We start from the raw sequence: 20,719 nt of genomic DNA, 5'->3' as shown, positions 1-20,719 counted from the left end.
AGATGAAAAAAGTATTGATGACACTCGCCATGGCGTTCGGCCTGGTTGCTGGTGCCCAGGCCAACACTGGCGGTATCGCCTGGGACAAGGCTCCGGTCAAGACCAACGACATGGTCTCTCTGCAAAACGGCGCCAAGCTGTTTGTGAACTACTGCCTGAACTGCCACTCGGCCGCGTTCATGCGCTTCAACCGCCTGAAAGACATCGGCCTGACCGACCAGCAGATCAAGGACAACCTGCTGTTCACGACTGAAAAAGTCGGTGAGACCATGAAGGCTGCGATCGATCCCCGCCAAGCCAAGGAATGGTTTGGCGCCAACCCGCCTGACTTGACCGTGATCGCGCGTTCACGCGCAGGCTCCAACGGCAGCGGTGCAGATTACCTCTACACCTACCTGCGTACCTACTACCCCGACGACACCAAGGCCACCGGCTGGAACAACATGGCATTCCCCAGCGTTGCCATGCCGCACGCCTTGTGGGAATTGCAGGGCAAGCGTGAACCCCAGTACGAGACCGTGGAACAACACGGCCACGAAGTGCATGTGTTCACGGGCTGGAAGCAGATCACCCCTGGGACGATGACGTCGGTTCAGTATGACCAAGCGGTGGGCGATCTGGTGAACTACCTGCAGTGGATGGGCGAGCCTGCCCAGAACACCCGGGTGCGTGTAGGTGTGTGGGTATTGTTGTTCTTGGCAGTGTTGACCCTGTTCGCATGGCGTTTGAACGCAGCGTTCTGGAAAGACGTTAAATAACTGCTGTTCGTACTGTCCCGTGGCTTTTGGGCCGCGCGTGATGGTGTCAGAGTGGGTTTGCCAAGGCGACCCACTCTTTTTCATTTTTTAGGAGTCTCTCGCCATGATGGTGCTGTATTCAGGAACAACCTGCCCCTTCTCCCACCGTTGCCGTTTTGTTCTGTTCGAGAAGGGCATGGACTTTGAGATTCGTGATGTGGACCTGTACAACAAGCCCGAAGACATCAGCGTCATGAACCCTTACGGGCAAGTGCCGATTTTGGTGGAACGGGACCTGATCTTGTACGAGTCCAACATCATCAACGAGTACATCGACGAGCGCTTCCCACACCCTCAATTGATGCCCGGTGACCCCGTGGACCGTGCCCGCGTGCGTTTGTTCTTGTTGAACTTCGAAAAAGAGCTGTTTGTGCACGTGTCGACCCTGGAAGCCCGTGCCTCCAAGGGTAACGAAAAAGCGCTGGAAAAAGCCCGCGCCCACATCCGTGACCGCCTGACGCAACTGGCTCCCGTGTTCTTGAAGAACAAGTACATGCTGGGTGAGAACTTCTCCATGCTGGACGTGGCGATTGCCCCCCTGCTGTGGCGCCTGGACTACTACGGCATTGACCTCAGTAAGAACGCAGCGCCCCTGCTCAAGTACGCTGAGCGCATCTTCTCGCGCCCCGCGTACATTGAAGCGCTGACGCCGTCTGAAAAGGTCATGCGCAAGTAACTCGGCCGCTGCACTGCCATGATGGACGCCCAAGACACTAACTCCACCCGCCCGTACCTCATTCGCGCCTTGTACGAATGGTGCACGGACAACGGGTTCACGCCTTTCATCGCTGTGCAGGTGGACGACTCTGTGCGCGTTCCCCACGAATTCGTCAAGGATGGCGAAATCGTGCTGAACGTGAGCTTTGACGCCACCAGTGCGCTGAAGCTTGGTAACGAATTCATCGAGTTCAAGGGCCGTTTTGGTGGTGTGGCACGCGACATCCTGGTGCCGGTGCACCGGGTGTTGGCCATTTACGCGCGCGAGAACGGGCAGGGCATGGCATTTCCCGTGTCGGCATTGCCAGAGGCAACAGAAGCCAAGGCGCCGGCAATCGAGCCCAAACCTTCGGCGCTTGCACCCGTGCCCGTCAAGCCCGACGATGGCGGGCCGGATACGCCGCGCCCCTCTGGTGGTCGTCCTTCGCTCACACGTGTGAAATAAGCGCCTGGCAGGCAAAACCTGCTCTGCGCGTGATGTAGAATCCAGCCCGTGCCGCTTTAGCTCAGTTGGTAGAGCAACCGCCTTGTAAGCGGTAGGTCGTCAGTTCGAATCCGACAAGCGGCACCATTCCCCCACCCGTTGCCATTCACCGTATGGCAGTCGGCGTCATTTGGACCTTTAACCGAATTGAGTTAACCTCCCAGCCTTTGGAGCGCAGATGCGCTTCCATTGCAGGGAGCAATTGCCGCACTTTGGCCGCAACCGCGTTGTTGTCCAGTAGCAGGCACCATACCGGGCCATCAATCGGCCCCGCTTTGATCGCGGGGCGCAGTGCGCGCGGAATCAAGGTTTCTAGGCTTTTCAGTCTGGCGGACGATTCCATGGCCATGTCGGCCAAACGTGCCAGTGTGGGCGACTCTTGGGTCGCCTGCAACACCGTGACGGCGCGATGGTTTCGGATCATGCTTGGAAGAGAAAAGGTTTTGAATCAATGCAAGTGATTATCACGGACGCGTGGATGGCCAAGAGCCGGGCTTTCCACTTGAGTGGCGCCAAGCTGATTCTGTCCCTGCTGGGGCTGTCGTTTGTTCTGATGCTCGTTTCTGCGGGTCTATACCACTGGGTGTTTCTCAAAGGCGCCCGCGAAGGTTGGCCCATTGTGGGCTCGCTGGTACGCTTGGTGGTGAAAGACGAGTTTGCCCAGCGCGACCGCTACATGCGCGAAAACATCGAGGTCCTGGCCAAAAAGCTGGGCGAGATGCAGGCCAAGATGCTGCAGCTCGAATCGCTGGGCGAGCGTGTGTCTGGTTTGGCAGGTGTGAACCCCGCGGACATCAAAATCAAGCCGGGGCAGGGCGGCGCGTTGGTCAATGGCCGCGACCTGACCTTGCAGGAACTGGACGCTACTTTGGCCGACCTGGATTTGCTGGCGAACCAGCGCACTGATGTCATGACGGTGATCGAGTCACGTCTGTTCGAACAGAAAATCAAGAAGATGATGGTGCCCACGCAGGCGCCAGTGCACGACGCTAACCTGGGGTCCACCTTTGGCTGGCGCATTGACCCGATCACCGGCCGATCGGCGCTGCACACAGGTCTGGACTTCCCATCAGAGCCCGGCACGCCGATTTATTCGGCGGCCGGCGGGGTGGTGGTCACCCAAGAATTCCACTCGCAGTACGGCAATATGGTCGAAATTGACCATGGCAACGACCTCATTACCCGTTATGCCCATGCCTCCAAGGTGTTCGTGAAAAAGGGCGATTTGATCAAGCGCGGGCAGAAAATTGCCGAGGTAGGAACCACGGGTCGTTCCACTGGCCCCCATCTGCATTTTGAGGTGTTGGTGCAGGGTGTTCCCCAGGATCCACAAAAATTTCTCAATGCGGGCCGCCATCTGCCGGCTACCCAAGTCGCGCAGGCCAAAGCGCCTGCCGCGCAACGCTAAAATCCGGGGTTTGGCTTTCCTGGTGCCGGACAGTCCGCTATGGCGGTTGTCTTTTGCCGGAATGCCCCCATTTCACCCAGACTAGAAAAAGGACTGCGCTGTTCTGTGAACCCATGGTGGGGACCAGGCCAGTCTTGCATGCATGGCCACCAATATCCTTACCAAAATCTTTGGCAGTCGCAATGACCGCTTGCTCAAGCAATACCGCTCCGTCGTGGTGCGGATCAACGCGCTGGAGCCGCAGTTCGAGCAGTTGACCGACGACGGTCTGCGTGCCAAGACGCAGGAGTTCAAGGACCGCATCGCCAAGGGTGAAACACTGGACTCCGTTCTACCCGAAGCCTTTGCCGTCGTGCGCGAAGGCTCCAAGCGGGTGATGAAGATGCGGCACTTTGATGTGCAGCTGCTGGGGGGCATGTCGCTGCACAACGGCAAGATTTCGGAAATGCGCACCGGTGAGGGCAAGACACTGACTGCTACGCTTCCCGTGTACCTCAATGCCCTGAGTGGCAAGGGTGTGCATGTGGTTACGGTGAATGACTACTTGGCCAACCGCGACGCGCAGTGGATGGGCCGCCTGTATAACTTCCTGGGCCTGACCGTAGGTATCAACCTGCCCCAGGCGCCGCGTGAAGACAAGCAGGCCGCCTACCGCGCCGACATCACGTACGGCACCAACAACGAATACGGGTTTGACTATCTGCGTGACAACATGGTCTACGAGGTGGCAGACCGCGTGCAGCGTGGCCTGAACTACGCCATCGTCGATGAGGTGGACTCCATTCTGATCGACGAGGCTCGCACGCCCCTGATCATCAGCGGCCAGGCTGAAGACCATACCGATTTGTACATCGCTATCAACAAGGCCATCCCCAAGCTCGTGAAGCAGGAGGGTGAAGCCGACCCCCGCACGGGTGAGGGCGTGACCAAACCCGGCGACTTCACACTCGACGAGAAAAGCCACCAGGTCTTTTTAACCGAACAAGGCCATGAGTCTGCTGAGCAGATCTTTGCTGAGTTGGGGTTGATTCCTGCGGGCTCGTCGCTGTACGACCCGGCCAACATCACGCTGATGCACCACATGTATGCTGCGCTGCGGGCCAACCACTTGTACCACCGCGACCAGCACTATGTGGTGCAAGAAGGTGAGATCGTCATCGTGGACGAGTTCACCGGACGCCTGATGACGGGCCGCCGCTGGAGCGATGGCCTGCACCAGGCCGTGGAAGCCAAGGAAGGTGTGCAGATCCAGGCAGAGAACCAGACGCTGGCCTCCATTACCTTTCAGAACTACTTCCGCCTGTACGGCAAGCTCTCGGGCATGACCGGTACGGCCGACACCGAGGCTTACGAGTTCCAGGAAATCTACGGTCTGGAGACCGTGGTGATTCCGCCCAACCGCATCAGCCGCCGCGATGACCAACTGGACCGCGTGTACAAAACGACGCGCGAGAAGTACGAAGCGGCGATCAAGGACATTCGCGAATGCTACGAGCGTGGCCAGCCCGTGCTGGTGGGCACCACGTCGATCGAAAACTCCGAAATCATCGCGCAGCTGCTGGAGAAAGAAAAACTGCCACACCAGGTGCTGAACGCCAAGCAGCATGCGCGCGAAGCGGACATCGTGGCCCAGGCTGGCCGCGCCAAGATGATCACCATTGCCACCAACATGGCGGGTCGGGGAACTGACATTGTGCTGGGTGGCAACATCGAAAAAGACATCCAGACGGTGGAAGCCGACGAGAGCCTGGATGCCGCTGCCAAGGAAGAAAAGATCAAGGCCGTGCGCACCCAGTGGACACAAGACCACGAGGCCATCAAGGCGCTGGGCGGCTTGCGCATCATCGCGACCGAACGCCATGAGTCACGCCGTATCGACAACCAGTTGCGTGGCCGTTCGGGCCGGCAGGGTGACCCCGGTTCTTCGCGTTTCTACCTGAGCCTGGATGATTCGCTGATGCGCATCTTCGCCGGTGATCGCGTGAAGTCCATCATGGACCGCCTGAAGATGCCCGATGGTGAAGCCATCGAAGCCGGGATCGTGACGCGCAGCATTGAGAGCGCGCAGCGCAAAGTGGAAGCGCGCAACTTTGACATGCGCAAGCAGCTGCTGGAATATGACGATGTGTCCAATGACCAGCGCAAGGTGATTTACCAGCAGCGCAATGCGATCCTCGATGCACAAGACTTGACCGCCCAGATCACCTCGCTGCGCGAAGGTGCGGTGGAAGACTTGGTGCGCCAGTATGTGCCCGTCGAGTCTGTCGAAGAACAGTGGGATGTACCTGCCTTGGAGAAGTCGTTGGCAGATGACTTCCAGCTGGAGCTGGACTTGCAGAAAAAAGTGTTTGAAGCCAGCTCCATCACGGATGAAGAAGTGGCTGAAACCGTGGTGGAAGCGGCCAATGCGGCATTCCAGGTCAAGGTCGATCTGGTGGGGGCCGAGAACTTCACCCAGTTTGAACGCATGGTGCTGCTGCAGAGCATCGACAGCCATTGGCGTGACCACCTGAGCGCGCTGGATTATCTGCGTCAGGGTATCCATCTGCGCGGCTACGCCCAGAAGCAGCCCAAGCAAGAGTACAAGCGCGAGGCCTTCGAACTGTTTGGCCAGTTGCTGGATTCGGTGAAGCACGAAGTCACCAAGGTGCTGATGACAGTGAAGATCCAGTCCAACGAGCAACTGGAGCAGGCCGCCGATGCCATGGAAGCCCGTGGCGAGAGCATTGCCAACGTGACCTACAGCGCGCCTACCGAAACCGGTGAGGTAGAGACTACGGTGGACAACACGACTGTGAAACCCAGCGCTGGCGATGTGCCGCGCGTGGGCCGCAACGATGCCTGCCCTTGCGGTAGCGGGAAAAAGTACAAACACTGCCACGGCCAATTGACCTGAGAGAGCCCCCATGCCTGTGAACCTTCCTCTGCCCGATGTGGCTACTTTGTTTCCCATCGCCGGGGTGCGCATTGGCGTGACCGAAGCGGGTGTGCGCAAGGTTGGCCGCAAAGACCTGACCGTGGTGCTGCTGGACGAGGGGGCCAGCGTGTCAGGCGTGTTCACCTCGAACCGCTTTTGTGCGGCGCCGGTGCAGCTGTGCCGTGAACACTTGGCGTCCGGCCAGTCCATGCGCGCCATGCTGATTAACACTGGCAATGCCAATGCGGGCACTGGTGCCGATGGCTTGGCCCGTGCACAAAGTACCTGCGTGGCCTTGGCTGGCAAGCTGGGGATTGCGGCCCAGCAGGTGCTGCCGTTTTCTACGGGCGTGATCATGGAACCACTGCCAATTGACCGCATCGAAGCGGGCTTGGATGCAGCGATTGCCGATGCGCGCCTGGACAACTGGCTCAAGGCGGCGGAGGGCATCATGACCACCGACACCCAGCCCAAGGCCTACGGTGCGCAGATCACCATGGGTGGCAAGCAGATCAGCGTTAGCGGTATCAGCAAGGGCGCGGGCATGATTCGCCCCAATATGGCCACCATGCTGGGTTTTATTGCCACTGACGCTTGCGTGAGTCAGGCCGTGATGCATGAACTGTCGCTGGCATTGGCTGAGGGCTCGTTCAACCGCGTGACAGTGGATGGCGATACGTCTACCAATGACTCTTTGGTGGTGATTGCCAGCAACAAGGCCGGCAACCCCGAAATTACTTCGCTGCAGTCCACCGATGGTCAGGCACTCAAGGCTGCCATGCTTGGCGTGGCACGCCAGTTGGCCCAAGCCATCGTGCGTGATGGCGAAGGTGCCACCAAGTTCATCACCGTGCAGGTCGAAGGTGGGCGCACCGCCGAAGAGTGCCGCAAGGTGGCGTATGCGATTGCGCACTCACCTTTGGTCAAGACCGCGTTCTACGCCAGCGACCCCAACCTGGGGCGCATTCTGGCAGCCGTGGGCTATGCCGGCATTGACGATCTGGACCAGACAGGCATTGAGCTGTACCTGGACGATGTCTATGTGGCCACACGCGGTGGGCGCAACCCCGGCTACCGCGAAGAGGACGGCCAGCGCGTGATGAAGCAAAGCGAAATCACTGTGCGCGTAGGTTTGGGCCGGGGTGCTGCTACCGAGACCGTGTGGACCTGCGATTTCAGCCACGAGTACGTCACCATTAACGCCGACTACCGCTCCTGAGCGACGCCCCATGACCGACACCCTGACCAAAGAGTTGGCCAGTTTTCTGGCACGTGCTGAACTGTTCATGGCTAGGGTGGAAGCCTCCTTGCCACACAGCGTGGAGCAGCCGGACTGGGACGCATCCATTGCGTTTCGCTACCGCCGCCGCCGCTCCGGCCAGGGCGCGATCACGCCCGTGCAGCATGTGGGCGCGATGCGTCTGGACGATCTGAAAAAAATCGACGACCAGAAGGAAAAAATCCAACGCAACACCGCCCAATTTGTGCGCGGTGCCACGGCCAACAACGTGCTGCTGACTGGTGCGCGTGGTACGGGCAAGTCGTCCTTGATTCGCGCATGCCTGCATACCTATGCGACCCAGGGATTGCGACTCATCGAGGTCGATAAGGCCGACCTCATCGACCTGACCGACATCGTAGATCTAGTGGCGCAGCGACCCGAGAAGTTCATCGTGTTTTGTGACGACCTGAGCTTTGACGAAGGCGAAGCGGGTTACAAGGCGCTTAAGTCGGTACTCGATGGCTCCGTGGCCGCGGCCACGCCCAATGTGCTGATCTACGCGACCAGCAACCGCCGGCATCTGTTGCCAGAGTACATGTCCGAGAACCTGACCTACAAGCACACTGAAGACGGTGAAGTGCACCCAGGCGAGGGCGTGGAAGAAAAAATTTCGCTGTCCGAGCGCTTTGGCCTATGGGTGAGCTTCTACCCATTCAACCAGGACGAATACCTGGCCATCGTGGCCCAGTGGCTCAGCGCGTTAGGGATTGCCCAGGAGCGCATTGCCGCGGCCCGTGCCGAGGCCCTGCTATGGGCGCTGGAGCGTGGATCGCGCAGTGGCCGGGTTGCCTATCAGTTCGCCAAGGATTTTGCGGGGCGCGACCCCGTATGAGCGGACCTTTGGTGGCTGATCCTGGCTCAGCGCGTGACGGTGGCCCCGACCGCAAGGCTGTCGAGGTCGCCGTGGGCGTATTGGTGCGCGACGATGGCGCCTTTCTACTGACGTCGCGGCCTGAAGGTAAAGCGTATGCGGGCTACTGGGAGTTCCCGGGTGGCAAGCTGGAAGCGGGTGAGACCGTGGAGCAGGCCTTGCGCCGCGAGTTGCAGGAAGAGATTGGCATCACCATTGCCGCGGCCACACCCTGGAAGGTGGAGCTGGTTGACTATCCCCATGCGTTGGTGCGCCTGCATTTCTGCAAAGTGTTTGATTGGTCAGGTGAACTGCAAATGCGTGAGGCACAAAGCTGTTCTTGGGAGCAGTTGCCGGTGCAGGTGCAACCGGTTTTACCCGGCACAGTGCCGGTGTTGGACTGGTTCGCCGCAGAACGCGGGCACCAGGGCGCTACACATTTCATAGCTGCTAGCGCAGATTCCTAGGGGGCTAGAGGCCTATATGGCCTCTGTCTCACTGCAGTTTGGCGTCGCCAAATACCTGATCGTCGGGTGGCGCTTCTGTGGGCACGCGAAACGATTCACTGGCCCAGGCGCCCAAATCCAGGTTCTTGCAACGCTCACTGCAAAACGGGCGATAAACATTGCTGGGGCCATACACGCTGTCACCGCCACATTGGGGGCAGCGCACGATCTTGGGTGTCTCCATCTGGGCCATGGCCTGCCAATCTCAGTTCAAGAACACAAGGTCAGTTCGAACGCGCCATCTTCTCCGCTGGAGTGCAGACGGTCGTCCGCGTCGTGGCGCATCAGGCGGATCGACACCATCAGCCGGTTCCCACTGATTTCGGGAATCATCTGCAGCGCAGGGTCCAGCGCCAAGCGCAGCAATTGGAACGTGCGCCCCTGGGGGAGGTTCTGCTGGAACTGGCCAGCTACCGCCACCACTTTTTGCGGGGCACCGGAGTCGCGCAGCATTTTCAGCAACAAATGTATGGATTCGGCCAGCGGGGCCAGGGTGGAGGCCCAGCGTTGCAGGTCTGCCTGGCGGATCGATACGTCGCGGTGCTGCCACGCGTAGTAGGCGGGCAAATCGAATTCACAGGTTCCGCCCGGAATGCCGACGCGGCTGCGTATGCTCATGAGCCAGTCATTCTCGGTGAGCGACTGACCTGCCTTGCCGGTAAGTCCGTTCAGGGAGGTAAAGCAGTGGTCCAACTGGGCAATCACTTTGTCCAGCACACCTTCCGCAATCGCAGGATTGCCTCGGTAGCCGTTCAACACCTGTTTTTGTTTGTCAAGGTCTTTGAGAACATCCGATTTCAAGTCTGCCCGGGCCCCGACATCCATCACTTCAAAGATGGTGGTCAGCGCGAAATGGTGGTCCAGCGGCTCGGAGCGTGACATTAGTTCTGCCAAGCGCAAAAACAGGTGCTCGAGTCGCAAATAGGTGCGAATGCGTTCGTTGAAGGGGTATTCGTAGAGGATCACGCTGTATTTTCCGGTCGGCGAATCATAGCCCGAACTGTTGGCCAATTTGCTGCACTTGCTGCGCAAGTTCTGCCAGAGAGATTCCGTCGTTGAACACCACAATGTCGGCGGCTCGTAAGCGCGGCGCGCGTGGGGCTTGAGCTGCCATGATGCGGGTCACTTCGACCTCAGAAAGGCCGCTGCGGGTCATAACCCGCTGGATTTGGGTCTGCGGGCTGCAATCAACCACGAGCACCCGTGGTAGGTCATGCCGCCAGTGCGCTGACTCTACGAGTAAAGGAATGTCGTAGACGATAAGTGTGGCGCCCGCCGTGTTTGCTGTCTGCGTAGCCTGTCCTATGGCTTGGCCGACAAGGGGGTGAACAATGGCTTCGAGTCGGGCTCTGGCGGAAGAATCTGCAAAAACTAGTTGACGCATTCTTTCTCGGTCCAAGGCGCCCTCGGGTGTGAGCATTGATGGGCCAAAGGTGGTTCTAATCTGCGCGATTGCGGCCCCATCAGGTGCGGTGGTGGCACGCGCCAAGGCATCGGCGTCAATCACGGTAGCCCCAAGGCTAGCCAGCAAGGCCGCCACGGTGCTTTTGCCACTGCCTATGCCTCCTGTGAGGCCCAAACGCAGGGCACCCGGCATGCTTTTAGAGACCTACGGCCTGACGCATCACTTGCGGGCCAAGCAGCAACGCCGTTAGGCCTGCGCCAGCGAGGAAGGGACCGAAGGGCACATAACCACCTTCTCGCAGGCCACTGGTGAATTTCATGCCAATGCCAACGATGGCACCAATGACAGACGCCAGCAAAATCATGGGAATCAACAGTGGCCAACCAAACCAAGCGCCCAAGGCTGCAAACAGCTTGAAATCACCGTAGCCCATGCCTTCTTTACCTGTCACCAGTTTGAAGGCCCAGTAGATGGTCCATAGCGACAGATAACCGGCCACGGCGCCCCACAGCGAAGTGCTGAGCGGCACAGTAGTCCATTGCAAGGCGGCAGCGATCAGGCCTAGCCACAGCAAGGGCAGGGTGATGTCATCCGGCAGAAGCGTGGTATCCCAGTCGATCAGTGCCAAGGCCAGCAGCATGGCGCTGAATGCGCACCATGCGAGGCCAGTGGCGCCCACGCCCCATTGCCAGGCACACCAGAAAAACAGGGCGCCGGTAGCCAGCTCCACTACCGGATAGCGCGGGCTGATTCCCGCTTTGCAAGCGGAGCATTTTCCACCCAGTACCAGATAGCTGGCGATCGGAATGTTTTCAAACCAACGGATCGCGTGCCCGCAGTGCGGGCAGCGCGAGCGAGGCACCATCAGGTTGAACGGGGGCGATTCAGGAGATTCTTTGCCGGAGAGTTCCGCGCATTCCGCCGCCCATTGCCGTTCCATCATTTTAGGCAATCGGTACACCACCACATTGAGGAAACTGCCAAATAAGAGTCCCAGCAAACCGACCAAGCTGGCATCCAGCCATTGCACGCCGCTTAGCATCAAACCACTTGTCCCAACTTGAAGATGGGCAGATACATGGACACCACAATACCGCCGATGATCGTGCCTAGCACCACGATGATGATGGGCTCCATCAGGCTGGAAATACCGGCAACCATGTCGTCCACTTCGGCTTCAAAGAAGTCGGCCGCTTTGCCCAACATGTGGTCAATGGAGCCAGATTCTTCGCCGATCGCACACATCTGCAGCACCATGCTGGGAAACAGGTTGGCGTTGGTCATGGCCGCGGTCAACGCAGTGCCGGTTGAAACCTCCTGCTGGATCTTCTGCGTCGCCAATTGATACACGATGTTGCCCGAAGCGCCGCCGACCGAGTCCAATGCTTCTACCAAAGGCACGCCGGCTGCAAACATGGTGGACAGTGTGCGAGTCCAGCGCGCGACGCAGCTTTTGTCGACCATGACGCCAAAGATGGGCAGTTTGAGCATTACGCGGTCCATAAAGGCTTGCACTTTTTCGTTGCGTTTCCAGGCCTGCAGAAAGAAGTAGAGTCCGCCACCGATGCCGCCAAAAATCAGGTACCAATAGCTGATAAAAAACTCACTCATCGCAATTACGATTAATGTGGGTGCTGGCAACTCTCCACCAAACGAGGTGAAGACTTGCTTGAACGACGGAATCACAAAAATCATGATGACCGACACCACCACAAAAGCTACGACCAGCACCGCGATGGGGTACATCAGCGCTGACTTGATCTTGGACTTGATGGCCTCGGTCTTTTCCATGTAGACCGCGAGCCGGTCTAGCAGCTGGTCCAAAATACCGGCCGACTCGCCAGCCTCAACCAGATTGCAATACAGATTGTCAAAGTACAGGGGGAACTTGCGGAATGCCGCGTTCAGGGAGGTGCCGGTTTCTACGTCCTGGCGAATGTCATTGAGCAGTTTGGTGACGCTGGGGTTGGGGTTGCCTCGGCCCACAATGTCAAACGCCTGCAACAGCGGCACACCGGCCTTCATCATGGTGGCCAGTTGGCGCGTAAAAATCGCCAGATCTTTTGGCTTGATGCTCTTGCCAGAGCGCATGCGGCGCTTCTTGATCTTGGTGGGAGTAACACCTTGGCGACGCAGCGAAGACTTGACCTGGTTTTCTCCGGCCGCACGTGTTTCACCGCGCACCTGCTTGCCGTTACGGTCCTTGCCTTCCCACTCGAAAACTGCGTCTTTATTCGCAGCAGGTTTTGCTGTAGCCATAGGATCCCCTGGGTGGTTTTTATTCGTTGGTGACGGCCAGCACTTCTTCCAACGAAGTTAGCCCCAATTTGACTTTGTGTAGGCCTGACTGGCGCAGTGACCGCACGCCTTCTAGCTCCGACTGCGCGGCAATGTCCATCGCACTTCCGTCACGCAGGATGATGCGCTGAATCTCATCGCTGATGGGCATCACTTGGTAGATACCAAGGCGACCTTTGTAACCGTTGTTACACATCGAGCAACCGACTGCGCGGTAGGGCTTCCAGCTGCCATCCAACTCCCCGTCCTTGAAGCCTGCGTCCAGCAAAGCTTGTTTTGGTACGTCAGCCAGTTGTTTGCAGTTCAGGCACAGGCGACGCGCCAAGCGCTGCGCCGTGATGAGGATCACGCTGGATGCAATGTTGAAAGGCTGTATGCCCATGTTGCGCATGCGCGTGAGCGTGGTGGGCGCATCATTGGTGTGCAGGGTCGACAGCACCAAGTGCCCCGTTTGCGCAGCCTTGATGGAGATATCGGCCGTTTCCAGGTCGCGAATTTCCCCCACCATGATGATGTCGGGATCCTGGCGCAGAAAAGATTTCAGCGCCGCTGCAAAGGTCAGCCCCGCCTTCTCATTCACGTTTACCTGGTTCACGCCAGGTAAGTTGATTTCAGACGGGTCTTCAGCGGTTGCAATGTTCACGCCTGGCTGGTTCAGCATGTTCAGGCAGGTGTACAACGACACCGTTTTTCCCGAGCCGGTAGGGCCCGTCACCAAAATCATGCCGTACGGCCGACCAATGGCCTTGATGAGGCGCTCTTTCTCTTCAGCCTCGTAGCCCAGCGCGTCAATACCCAGCTTGGCGCTGCTCGGATCCAAAATCCGGATCACAATCTTTTCACCAAACAGTGTGGGCAGCGTGCTGACGCGGAAGTCGATGACCCGGTCTGCACCCACTTTGAGTTTCATGCGTCCGTCTTGGGGCACGCGCTTCTCGGAGATATCCATGCGCGAGATCACTTTGATCCGCGACGCCAACTTGTCTTTGATGGCAATCGGGGGGCTGGCGATTTCGCGTAACTCTCCGTCGATGCGGAAGCGCACCCGGTACGTGTGTTCGTACGGCTCAAAGTGCAAGTCTGATGCGCGCATGCTGAATGCGTCCATCAACATCTTGTGCAGAAAGCGAACGACGGGGGCGTCTTCTACCTCCGCAGCGTTGTTGTTGGTCTCAGTTGTGACTTCTGTCGCAGTTTCATCGAATTCAAAATCGCCGCCGATGATGTCCTCCATCGCCTCGGTGGCGGTGGTGGCGTTTGCATCGACCAGTTTGGACAGTTTGTCGTATTCGGCGATGACCCAGTCAAAGCCCATCTGGGTCGAGAACTTGATGCGTTCAGCCGCCGCCTGATCTGAAGGGTCGGCGGTGGCAATGATCAGGCGGTTGCCCCGTTTGCTCAGAACCAATACACGGAAGTCGGCACAAATTTTGGGGTCCAGCAGCCCCTTGGGGAGGCGCTGCACGTCCACGGCATCCAGGTCTACCAAGGGCGCAGCAAAGGCCTGAGACAGGGTGTGTGCCAGGTCTGCTGGGGACACAGATCCCGAGCCCACCAGTTCGGCCATGAAGCTGTTTTTGCCGCCCACAGCTTTGCGGTAAATCTCTTCGGCGGCTTTCTGCCCCAGCTTGCCGGCGGCAACCAAGGCGCGGCCGATGCCAGGCAGGGCTACGGTGGCAGTTTCGCGGTTCAGGGTATCAGCAGACGCCATAGCCAACTAGGATATACGATGACAGGCGCAATAGCGCGCCAAAGCTGGTGCCAAGTAACAAATTTACCAATTGGTGCGTGGCAAATTCCCCACCTTTTCCTCTCCCTTGCGAAGGCACTCAGTCCAAATGCAATGGGGCCTGTGCAAAAGGTACGCCTGACGCATCCTTGGCCGATAGTTTGGGCGGTTGGGCCATGGCGGGCCAAGCAATCGCCAATGTAGGGTCATTCCAGGCGATGCAGCGTTCAAATTCCGGGGCGTAATAGTCCGTGGTTTTGTACAAGAACTCCGCGGTATCGGATAGCACGAGAAAACCATGTGCCAGCCCTGGTGGCACCCACAGCTGGCGCTTGTTGGTTCCCGACAAAATCTCACCTACCCATTTTCCGTAAGTCGGTGACTGCGACCGGATATCGACTGCGACATCAAATACCTCTCCCGCGACCACCCGTACCAATTTGCCCTGCGCTTGCTTGAGTTGGTAATGCAACCCGCGTAATACGCCTTGGTCAGACTTCGAGTGGTTGTCCTGCACAAACGGAAGCGTTACCCCCGTGGCTTCACGAAACACCCGCTCGTTAAAGCTTTCGAAGAAGAAACCGCGCTCGTCTCCAAACACCTTGGGTTCCAGCAGCAGCACATCGGCAATCGCCGTAGGGGTTACTTTCATCAATACACCTTGTCTTTGAGCAAGCGGAGCAGATACTGGCCGTAGCCCGATTTTGCGAGCGGCTGTGCCAGTTTTTGCAGTTGCGCATCATCAATCCATCCGCTGCGCCAGGCTATTTCTTCCGGCGCAGCCACCTTCAGCCCTTGCCGGTTTTCAATGGTGTAGATGAACTGGCTGGCTTCTAGCATGGACTCATGCGTGCCCGTGTCCAGCCAGGCATAGCCGCGCCCCATGGTTTGCACATCCAGCTGGCCGCGCTCCAGGTACAGGCGGTTCAGGTCGGTGATTTCCAGTTCACCGCGGTCTGAGGGCTTGACCTGCTTGGCAAGCTCTACTACCTGATCGTCGTAAAAGTACAAGCCCGTCACCGCGTAGCGAGACTTCGGTGCCTTGGGCTTCTCTTCGAGACTGATGGCACGGCCTTCTGCATTGAACTCCACCACGCCATAACGCTCCGGGTCTTGCACGGCATAGGCAAACACGGTGGCACCGGTGGTCTGCTGTGTAGCGCTTTCCAGCAAGCCCGCGAAGTCATGGCCGTAAAAAATGTTGTCGCCCAGCACCAAGGCACTGGGGGCGCCGTCCAGAAACTTCTCGCCAATCAAAAATGCCTGGGCCAAACCATCGGGTGAGGGCTGTACAGCATAGGTAATTTGAATGCCCCATTGGCCACCGTTGCCCAGCAGCTGTTCAAAGCGCGGGGTGTCTTGTGGCGTGCTGATGACCAGCACCTCCCGTATGCCCGCCAGCAGCAGAACGCTGAGCGGGTAGTAGATCATGGGCTTGTCGTAAATGGGCAGCAGTTGCTTGCTGACAGCCTGCGTGGCAGGGTACAGGCGGGTGCCTGAGCCGCCCGCCAGAATGATGCCTTTGCGCTGTTTGGTGTGAGTGCTTGTCATGTGCTTATTTCCCTGAAATTTCGGTCAACATACGCGCCACACCCGGCTGCCAGTGTGGCAGGGAGAGACCAAAAGCCGCTTGCAGCTTATGGGTGTCCAGGCGTGAGTTCAATGGGCGTTTGGCGGGTGTAGGGTAGCTGCTGGTAGAGGTTGGAGTGACTTGGGCGGGCCCAGCCTTCAGCGGAAGTCCCAGCACTTGCGCCTGGGTTAGCACAAATTGGGCATACCCGTGCCACGTGGTCTCGCCACTGGCGATGCAGTGGTACAAGCCGGCCAACTCTGGCCGCTGGCGCAATGTGCGCACGGCATGGGCAGTCACATCTGCGAGCAACTCTGCCGAAGTAGGCGCGCCATACTGGTCATTGATGACGGTCAAAGCATCGCGCTCGGCGGCCAGCCGCAGCATGGTTTTTGCAAAGTTGCCGCCACGTGCGGCGTAGACCCAACTGGTGCGCAGGATCAGGTGCTTGGGCGTGGTGGCTACAGCCTGCTCGCCTGCCAGCTTGGTTTGGCCATATACGCTCAAAGGGCCTGTGGCATCTGTTTCTTTCCACGGCGTGGAGCCGCTGCCGTCAAACACATAGTCGGTGCTGTAATGTACCAGCCATGCTCCTATTTTTGTAGCTGCTTGCGCAAGCACGGCGGGGGCTAGCGCATTGATAGTGTGTGCAAGCTCGGGTTCGCTTTCCGCTTTGTCCACCGCGGTATGGGCCGCGGCATTCACGATCACGTCCGGTGCCACACGCTCCACGGTTTCCGTCAGGCCTCGCAGGTCTGTCAGGTTGCCGCACAGTCCGCCTGGATTGCGTGCGGTATCCGAACCCAGGGCGATCACTTCCCCCAGCACACCGAGGGCTCGTTGCAGCTCCCAGCCCACCTGGCCGTTGCAGCCCAGCAGCAAAATCTTCATGCCGCAGCCTTGGCTGTGTTGCCGTACTGTTTGCTCACCCAGTCGCGGTAGCCGCCGCTCAGTACATTGCTGACCCACGCGGGGTTATCTAGGTACCACTGCACCGTCTTGCGGATGCCGGACTCGAACGTCTCTGCGGGTTTCCAGCCCAGTTGCTGCTCGATCTTGCGGGCGTCAATCGCGTAGCGGCGGTCGTGTCCAGGGCGGTCAGTGACGTACGTGATCTGTTCTTTGTAAGGTTTGCCGTCTGTGCGGGGCTTCAGTTCGTCTAACAATGCACACACCGTGTGCACGATGTCCAAATTGGGCTTTTCGTTCCATCCGCCCACGTTGTAAACCTCGCCAACCGCTCCCGCCTCCAGTACCCGGCGGATGGCGCTGCAATGGTCTTTGACATACAGCCAGTCGCGCACCTGCTGGCCGTCGCCATACACCGGTAGCGGCTTGCCGGCCTGGGCGTTGACGATCATCAGCGGAATCAGCTTCTCTGGAAAATGGAAAGGCCCGTAGTTGTTGCTGCAATTGGTCGTCAACACCGGCAGGCCGTAGGTATGGTGGTAGGCACGCACCAAGTGGTCGCTGGCCGCCTTGCTGGCACTGTAAGGGCTGTTGGGCTCGTACCTGTTGGTTTCAGTAAAGGCAGGATCGGTTTTGGCCAACGAGCCATAGACCTCGTCGGTGGAGACATGCAAAAAGCGAAACGCAGCTTTGGCGTCTCCTTCCAGCCCCCCCCAGTACCCGCGCACGTTTTCCAGCAAATGGAAAGTGCCCACGATATTGGTCTGGATAAAGTCTTCGGGGCCATGGATGGAGCGGTCCACGTGGCTCTCTGCCGCGAAGTTGACCACTGCGCGCGGCTGGTGGGTGGCCAACAACTGTTTCACCAACGCAGTGTCGCCAAAGTCGCCTTTGACGAAAATATGGCTCGGGTTGCTGGCCAAACTGGCCAGATTCTCCAGATTGCCCGCGTAGGTCAGCTTGTCCAGGTTGACCACCGTCTCGGTGGAGCCAGCCGGCCAGTCCAGAACAAAGTTGCTGCCGATAAAGCCGGCGCCGCCGGTAACCAAAATAGTCATTGTGAATAAATCCCTGAAGCGCTAAGAGCGAGTTCGATTATCGCTGTCGACAACCGTGGTTTAGGTCCTACGTACTCCGGCTAGTCCGATCAGACTATCGTGAACCCACAGCAAATTTGGTGCCGAAAGGGCGGATTTATCTAGTCCCGATGGCCTATTTGCAAAGCAGCTCTTTCTGCTTATCATGGCAAGTAACAAATTGTTACTTATGCAGATTTTGAGTCACGATTCGCAATTAATCGGTATTTCTCGAAACCAGCGAGGGTTCACGCTCATTGAGCTTGTCATGATCATCGTCATATTGGGCGTGTTGGCGGCAGTGACTATTCCCAAGTTTGTGGATTTGAGTTTGGATGCCCAAGTAGCTACGACGCAAGGTGTTGCAGGAGGTATTTCTTCGGCATCGGCTATCAATTACGCTGCGCGCGCAGCAAATTCCGGCAAGGGAGTGGCCATTACCCAGTGCGAGGATGCAGGGAGCTTGCTGCAAGGAGGTTTGCCTGGAAACTACAGCATGGGGCCACCAGGTTTTCCTACGGCCATTGGCGCCAATGTGACAACGGGTTGCACAGTAAGTGGACCCAAAAACACGTCTGCAACGGCCTACATCACGGGCATTCCTTGAGATTTGATGGGAGAAAACACAATGAAAACTGCAATCAAAGCCCTTGAGGCGTGCATCGGTCTTGCCACCTTGCTGGCAGGCGGCCAAGCGGTTGCCAGCACCGTCAGCTTCGAAGACCTTTCCAGTCCTTTGGCCGCAACCAGTACTACCTTGGTTAGCACCGGCTACCAGTTCAGCACGACCGATTTGCACGGTATTTTTGATGCCAGTGGCTTTGGTGCCAGCAATGGCACACATTTCCTGGTGTACCGGTCCAGTGGCGCGGGCACTGAGTCCTTTGCGGCTGTGTCAGGCACGGCGTTCAATGTCAACAGCATTGATTTAGGTGGCTGGCACAACTTTGGGCCCAATCCGCTTTCTATAGAAATTACCGGCTACCGGACAAGTGGCCTCAACGTCACCAACACCATCTCAGTGGCTCCCGGCGTATTTACTTCGTTCGCATTGACGGGCTTCACCAATTTGGCCTCGGTACGCCTCGGCAGTTTTGCCGGCGCCTATGTGGCCGTCGACAACATTAATGTTTCCCCGGTACCGGAGCCAGAAACGCTTGCCATGTTGTTGGCTGGTTTGGGTTTGGTGGGGTGGACGGTACGCCGTCGCATTCCCCAGTCTTAAAAATTCAGCCCGCCACCTTCAACACCTGCAATAGGCAGGCATCGCACAAAGCGCGGGCCTGTTTGGCGGAGTTAGATTCGGCATAGCAGCGCAGTTCTGGTGCGTTGCCCGAAGGACGCAGGTGCACGATGTCGCCTGAGGTGAATGTGGCGCGCAGGCCATCGGTCTCATCCAGCGATTCCACCGGACCCGCACCTGGCGCCAGCAGGTCACTCAACAAGCGGGCATCCGCCTTCAGGCGGGCAATCAGGCCAATACTTTTCAGTGTGGCAAAGTTTTGCAACCGATCGCTGGCCGTAAAGCGCTTGGGCAGGTCGTGGGCCAACTCCGACATTTTCAGTCCCCGCTCCTTGGCCGCACACAGCAGCGCCACGATGGGCAACACCGCGTCGCGCGTGGGCAGGGGGCCCAGGCGCTGGCCGTCGCGCAGCACCTGGCTGCCCAGCAAAAAACCGCCGTTGGCCTCATAGCCCACCACCAGCTCCGATCCGCTGGCTAGCGCGTCTTCCATGCCAGCAATCACATAGGGCGAGCCAATGCGCGTGCGCACCACCTGAGGAAAGGCCTTGCTTTGCTCCAGCGCCGTATTGCTGCTCACCGGGGTCACCACGGCATGCGCCTGCAGGTACTGGGCGCACAAAATGCCCACCACATCGCCACGCAGCCACTGGCCCAGCTCGTCACCAATCAGCGGGCGATCTGCATCGCCGTCGGTCGAGACGATGGCGTCAAAGTCGTACAGCTCTGCCCATTCCTTCGCCTGTTCCACGTCCTCATGGCGCACAGCTTCGGTGTCAATGGGCACAAAGGTATCGGTGCGACCCAGCGAGATCACTTCGGCGCCCAGCGCCTCCAGAATATGGCGCAGCACGTCGCGCCCCACACTGGAATGCTCATATACCGCCACCGTCACGCCTTTCAGCGTGCCAGCACCAAAGAAATCCACGTAGCGGCGCACATAGGCCTGCTCTACCTGCGGCGCAGGTGAGGGCAGGGCGGACACTGTCAGATTCTTGGGCAACCCCACCAGATAGCCCAGCATGGCCTGTTCGTCGGGTTTGGAAATCTCGCCGTCTTCCCGGTAGAACTTGATGCCATTGCGGTCAAACGGAATGTGGCTGCCCGTCACCACCACCGTGGGGGCGCCAGTTTGTGCGCCATACAAGGCCAGGGCCGGTGTGGGCAGGGCGCCGCCATACACCACCGTCAGGCCCAAGTCTGTTAGGGCCGCAGCGCAGGCCGCGGCAATGGCTGGGCTGCTGGGGCGCAGGTCATGCCCCAGCACCACGGTGGTCGCCTTGGGGGCCACCGCGTTAATGAAAGCGGTGGTGTATGCATGGCACAGCGCAGGCGTCATGTCGGCCACCAGGCCGCGCGCGCCGCTGGTGCCAAAGGCCACGCCCGATTGGGCAGCAATGTCTTGCAGGGTAGAAACGTTCATGGGGCGGCATCCTAAAAGGGCTGCGGGGCTGCGTCTATAGTTCCTTCGGGTTTATGTAATGGATAGGCCTGCAGCCCGCATGAAATATGCGTAGAGAGCTTCTCT

Annotated in this window: 22 protein-coding genes and 1 tRNA gene; 11 read left to right on the top strand and 12 right to left on the bottom strand. The window is 58.6% G+C overall.

Annotated features, from left to right (window positions below; translation table 11 throughout):
- The first annotated feature begins 2 nt into the window (after window positions 1-2).
- From J2X15_RS04675 to J2X15_RS04660, 4 genes are all read left to right on the top strand, one after another.
- Entirely contained in the window at window positions 3-758 is a 756-nt protein-coding gene (locus J2X15_RS04675) for a cytochrome c1 (RefSeq protein ID WP_310339880.1), read from the top strand.
- Window positions 759-861: 103 nt separating this feature from the next.
- Window positions 862-1,473 carry a glutathione S-transferase N-terminal domain-containing protein gene (locus J2X15_RS04670; RefSeq protein ID WP_105262683.1) on the top strand — a complete coding sequence of 204 codons (612 nt, stop codon included), beginning with the start codon at window positions 862-864 and terminating at the stop codon, window positions 1,471-1,473.
- Between the two features lie 21 nt (window positions 1,474-1,494).
- Window positions 1,495-1,959, top strand: coding sequence for a ClpXP protease specificity-enhancing factor (locus J2X15_RS04665; protein ID WP_310341206.1), 465 nt, complete (start codon window positions 1,495-1,497; stop codon window positions 1,957-1,959).
- A gap of 50 nt (window positions 1,960-2,009) precedes the next feature.
- Window positions 2,010-2,085, top strand: a tRNA-Thr gene (locus J2X15_RS04660).
- 19 nt (window positions 2,086-2,104) lie between these two features.
- Here J2X15_RS04660 and J2X15_RS04655 read toward each other — a convergent pair.
- Window positions 2,105-2,422, bottom strand: a complete 318-nt coding sequence (locus J2X15_RS04655; RefSeq protein WP_310339879.1) for a hypothetical protein — start codon at window positions 2,420-2,422, stop codon at window positions 2,105-2,107.
- Window positions 2,423-2,449: 27 nt separating this feature from the next.
- On the opposite strand from J2X15_RS04655, the gene J2X15_RS04650 reads away from it, so the two are divergent.
- The 5 genes from J2X15_RS04650 (at window position 2,450) to J2X15_RS04630 (ending at window position 8,922) form a co-directional block, all read left to right on the top strand.
- Window positions 2,450-3,406 carry a M23 family metallopeptidase gene (locus J2X15_RS04650; RefSeq protein ID WP_310339878.1) on the top strand — a complete coding sequence of 319 codons (957 nt, stop codon included), beginning with the start codon at window positions 2,450-2,452 and terminating at the stop codon, window positions 3,404-3,406.
- A 142-nt stretch (window positions 3,407-3,548) separates the two neighbouring features.
- Window positions 3,549-6,302 carry a preprotein translocase subunit SecA gene (gene secA, locus J2X15_RS04645; RefSeq protein ID WP_310339876.1) on the top strand — a complete coding sequence of 918 codons (2,754 nt, stop codon included), beginning with the start codon at window positions 3,549-3,551 and terminating at the stop codon, window positions 6,300-6,302.
- A 10-nt stretch (window positions 6,303-6,312) separates the two neighbouring features.
- Window positions 6,313-7,542 carry a bifunctional glutamate N-acetyltransferase/amino-acid acetyltransferase ArgJ gene (gene argJ / locus J2X15_RS04640; protein ID WP_310339875.1) on the top strand — a complete coding sequence of 410 codons (1,230 nt, stop codon included), beginning with the start codon at window positions 6,313-6,315 and terminating at the stop codon, window positions 7,540-7,542.
- Window positions 7,543-7,552: 10 nt separating this feature from the next.
- Window positions 7,553-8,437 (top strand): ATP-binding protein, encoded by an 885-nt coding sequence (locus J2X15_RS04635; protein ID WP_310339874.1) that lies wholly within the window; start codon window positions 7,553-7,555, stop codon window positions 8,435-8,437.
- Window positions 8,434-8,922 carry an NUDIX domain-containing protein gene (locus J2X15_RS04630; RefSeq protein ID WP_310339873.1) on the top strand — a complete coding sequence of 163 codons (489 nt, stop codon included), beginning with the start codon at window positions 8,434-8,436 and terminating at the stop codon, window positions 8,920-8,922. Before J2X15_RS04635 ends, J2X15_RS04630 begins: the two co-directional genes overlap by 4 nt.
- Before the next feature lie 28 nt (window positions 8,923-8,950).
- Here the strand turns inward: J2X15_RS04630 and J2X15_RS04625 are convergent, their stop codons facing one another.
- From J2X15_RS04625 to rfbB, 10 genes are all read right to left on the bottom strand, one after another.
- Window positions 8,951-9,154: a DNA gyrase inhibitor YacG gene (locus J2X15_RS04625; RefSeq protein ID WP_310339871.1), complete on the bottom strand. Its 204-nt coding sequence runs from the start codon at window positions 9,152-9,154 to the stop codon at window positions 8,951-8,953.
- 17 nt (window positions 9,155-9,171) lie between these two features.
- Window positions 9,172-9,927, bottom strand: a complete 756-nt coding sequence (zapD, locus tag J2X15_RS04620) for a cell division protein ZapD (RefSeq protein WP_310339869.1) — start codon at window positions 9,925-9,927, stop codon at window positions 9,172-9,174.
- Window positions 9,928-9,949: 22 nt separating this feature from the next.
- Window positions 9,950-10,558 carry a dephospho-CoA kinase gene (gene coaE / locus J2X15_RS04615; RefSeq protein ID WP_310339868.1) on the bottom strand — a complete coding sequence of 203 codons (609 nt, stop codon included), beginning with the start codon at window positions 10,556-10,558 and terminating at the stop codon, window positions 9,950-9,952.
- Between the two features lie 4 nt (window positions 10,559-10,562).
- The gene (locus tag J2X15_RS04610; protein WP_310339866.1) at window positions 10,563-11,408 is read right to left on the bottom strand and encodes a prepilin peptidase; all 846 of its coding nucleotides are present in this window, start codon (window positions 11,406-11,408) and stop codon (window positions 10,563-10,565) included.
- Window positions 11,408-12,625 (bottom strand): type II secretion system F family protein, encoded by a 1,218-nt coding sequence (locus J2X15_RS04605; protein ID WP_310339864.1) that lies wholly within the window; start codon window positions 12,623-12,625, stop codon window positions 11,408-11,410. The genes J2X15_RS04610 and J2X15_RS04605 overlap by 1 nt, the downstream gene beginning before the upstream one ends.
- Window positions 12,626-12,644: 19 nt before the next feature.
- Window positions 12,645-14,375: a type IV-A pilus assembly ATPase PilB gene (gene pilB / locus J2X15_RS04600; RefSeq protein WP_310339862.1), complete on the bottom strand. Its 1,731-nt coding sequence runs from the start codon at window positions 14,373-14,375 to the stop codon at window positions 12,645-12,647.
- Between the two features lie 118 nt (window positions 14,376-14,493).
- Window positions 14,494-15,045: a dTDP-4-dehydrorhamnose 3,5-epimerase gene (gene rfbC / locus J2X15_RS04595; RefSeq protein ID WP_310341203.1), complete on the bottom strand. Its 552-nt coding sequence runs from the start codon at window positions 15,043-15,045 to the stop codon at window positions 14,494-14,496.
- Window positions 15,045-15,944 carry a glucose-1-phosphate thymidylyltransferase RfbA gene (gene rfbA, locus J2X15_RS04590; RefSeq protein WP_310339860.1) on the bottom strand — a complete coding sequence of 300 codons (900 nt, stop codon included), beginning with the start codon at window positions 15,942-15,944 and terminating at the stop codon, window positions 15,045-15,047. Before rfbA ends, rfbC begins: the two co-directional genes overlap by 1 nt.
- A 4-nt stretch (window positions 15,945-15,948) precedes the next feature.
- Entirely contained in the window at window positions 15,949-16,854 is a 906-nt protein-coding gene (gene rfbD / locus J2X15_RS04585) for a dTDP-4-dehydrorhamnose reductase (protein ID WP_310339859.1), read from the bottom strand.
- Window positions 16,851-17,930, bottom strand: coding sequence for a dTDP-glucose 4,6-dehydratase (gene rfbB / locus J2X15_RS04580; protein WP_310339858.1), 1,080 nt, complete (start codon window positions 17,928-17,930; stop codon window positions 16,851-16,853). The genes rfbD and rfbB overlap by 4 nt, the downstream gene beginning before the upstream one ends.
- Window positions 17,931-18,114: 184 nt before the next feature.
- On the opposite strand from rfbB, the gene J2X15_RS04575 reads away from it, so the two are divergent.
- Together J2X15_RS04575 and J2X15_RS04570 are read left to right on the top strand one after the other, a co-directional pair.
- Complete coding sequence (locus tag J2X15_RS04575; RefSeq protein ID WP_310339857.1) at window positions 18,115-18,555, top strand: prepilin-type N-terminal cleavage/methylation domain-containing protein; 441 nt, start codon at window positions 18,115-18,117, stop codon at window positions 18,553-18,555.
- A 21-nt stretch (window positions 18,556-18,576) separates the two neighbouring features.
- Window positions 18,577-19,173, top strand: coding sequence for a PEP-CTERM sorting domain-containing protein (locus tag J2X15_RS04570; RefSeq protein WP_310339856.1), 597 nt, complete (start codon window positions 18,577-18,579; stop codon window positions 19,171-19,173).
- 4 nt (window positions 19,174-19,177) lie between these two features.
- On the opposite strand, the gene J2X15_RS04565 is transcribed toward J2X15_RS04570, so the two are convergent.
- Window positions 19,178-20,614, bottom strand: coding sequence for a phosphomannomutase (locus J2X15_RS04565; protein ID WP_310339854.1), 1,437 nt, complete (start codon window positions 20,612-20,614; stop codon window positions 19,178-19,180).
- Window positions 20,615-20,719 lie beyond the last annotated feature (105 nt).

Source organism: Rhodoferax saidenbachensis (assembly GCF_031457975.1).
Lineage (GTDB): Bacteria > Pseudomonadota > Gammaproteobacteria > Burkholderiales > Burkholderiaceae_C > Allorhodoferax > Allorhodoferax saidenbachensis_A.
The sequence above is the reverse complement of the archived record's forward strand: the minus strand, read 5'-3'. Positions and strand labels throughout refer to the sequence as shown.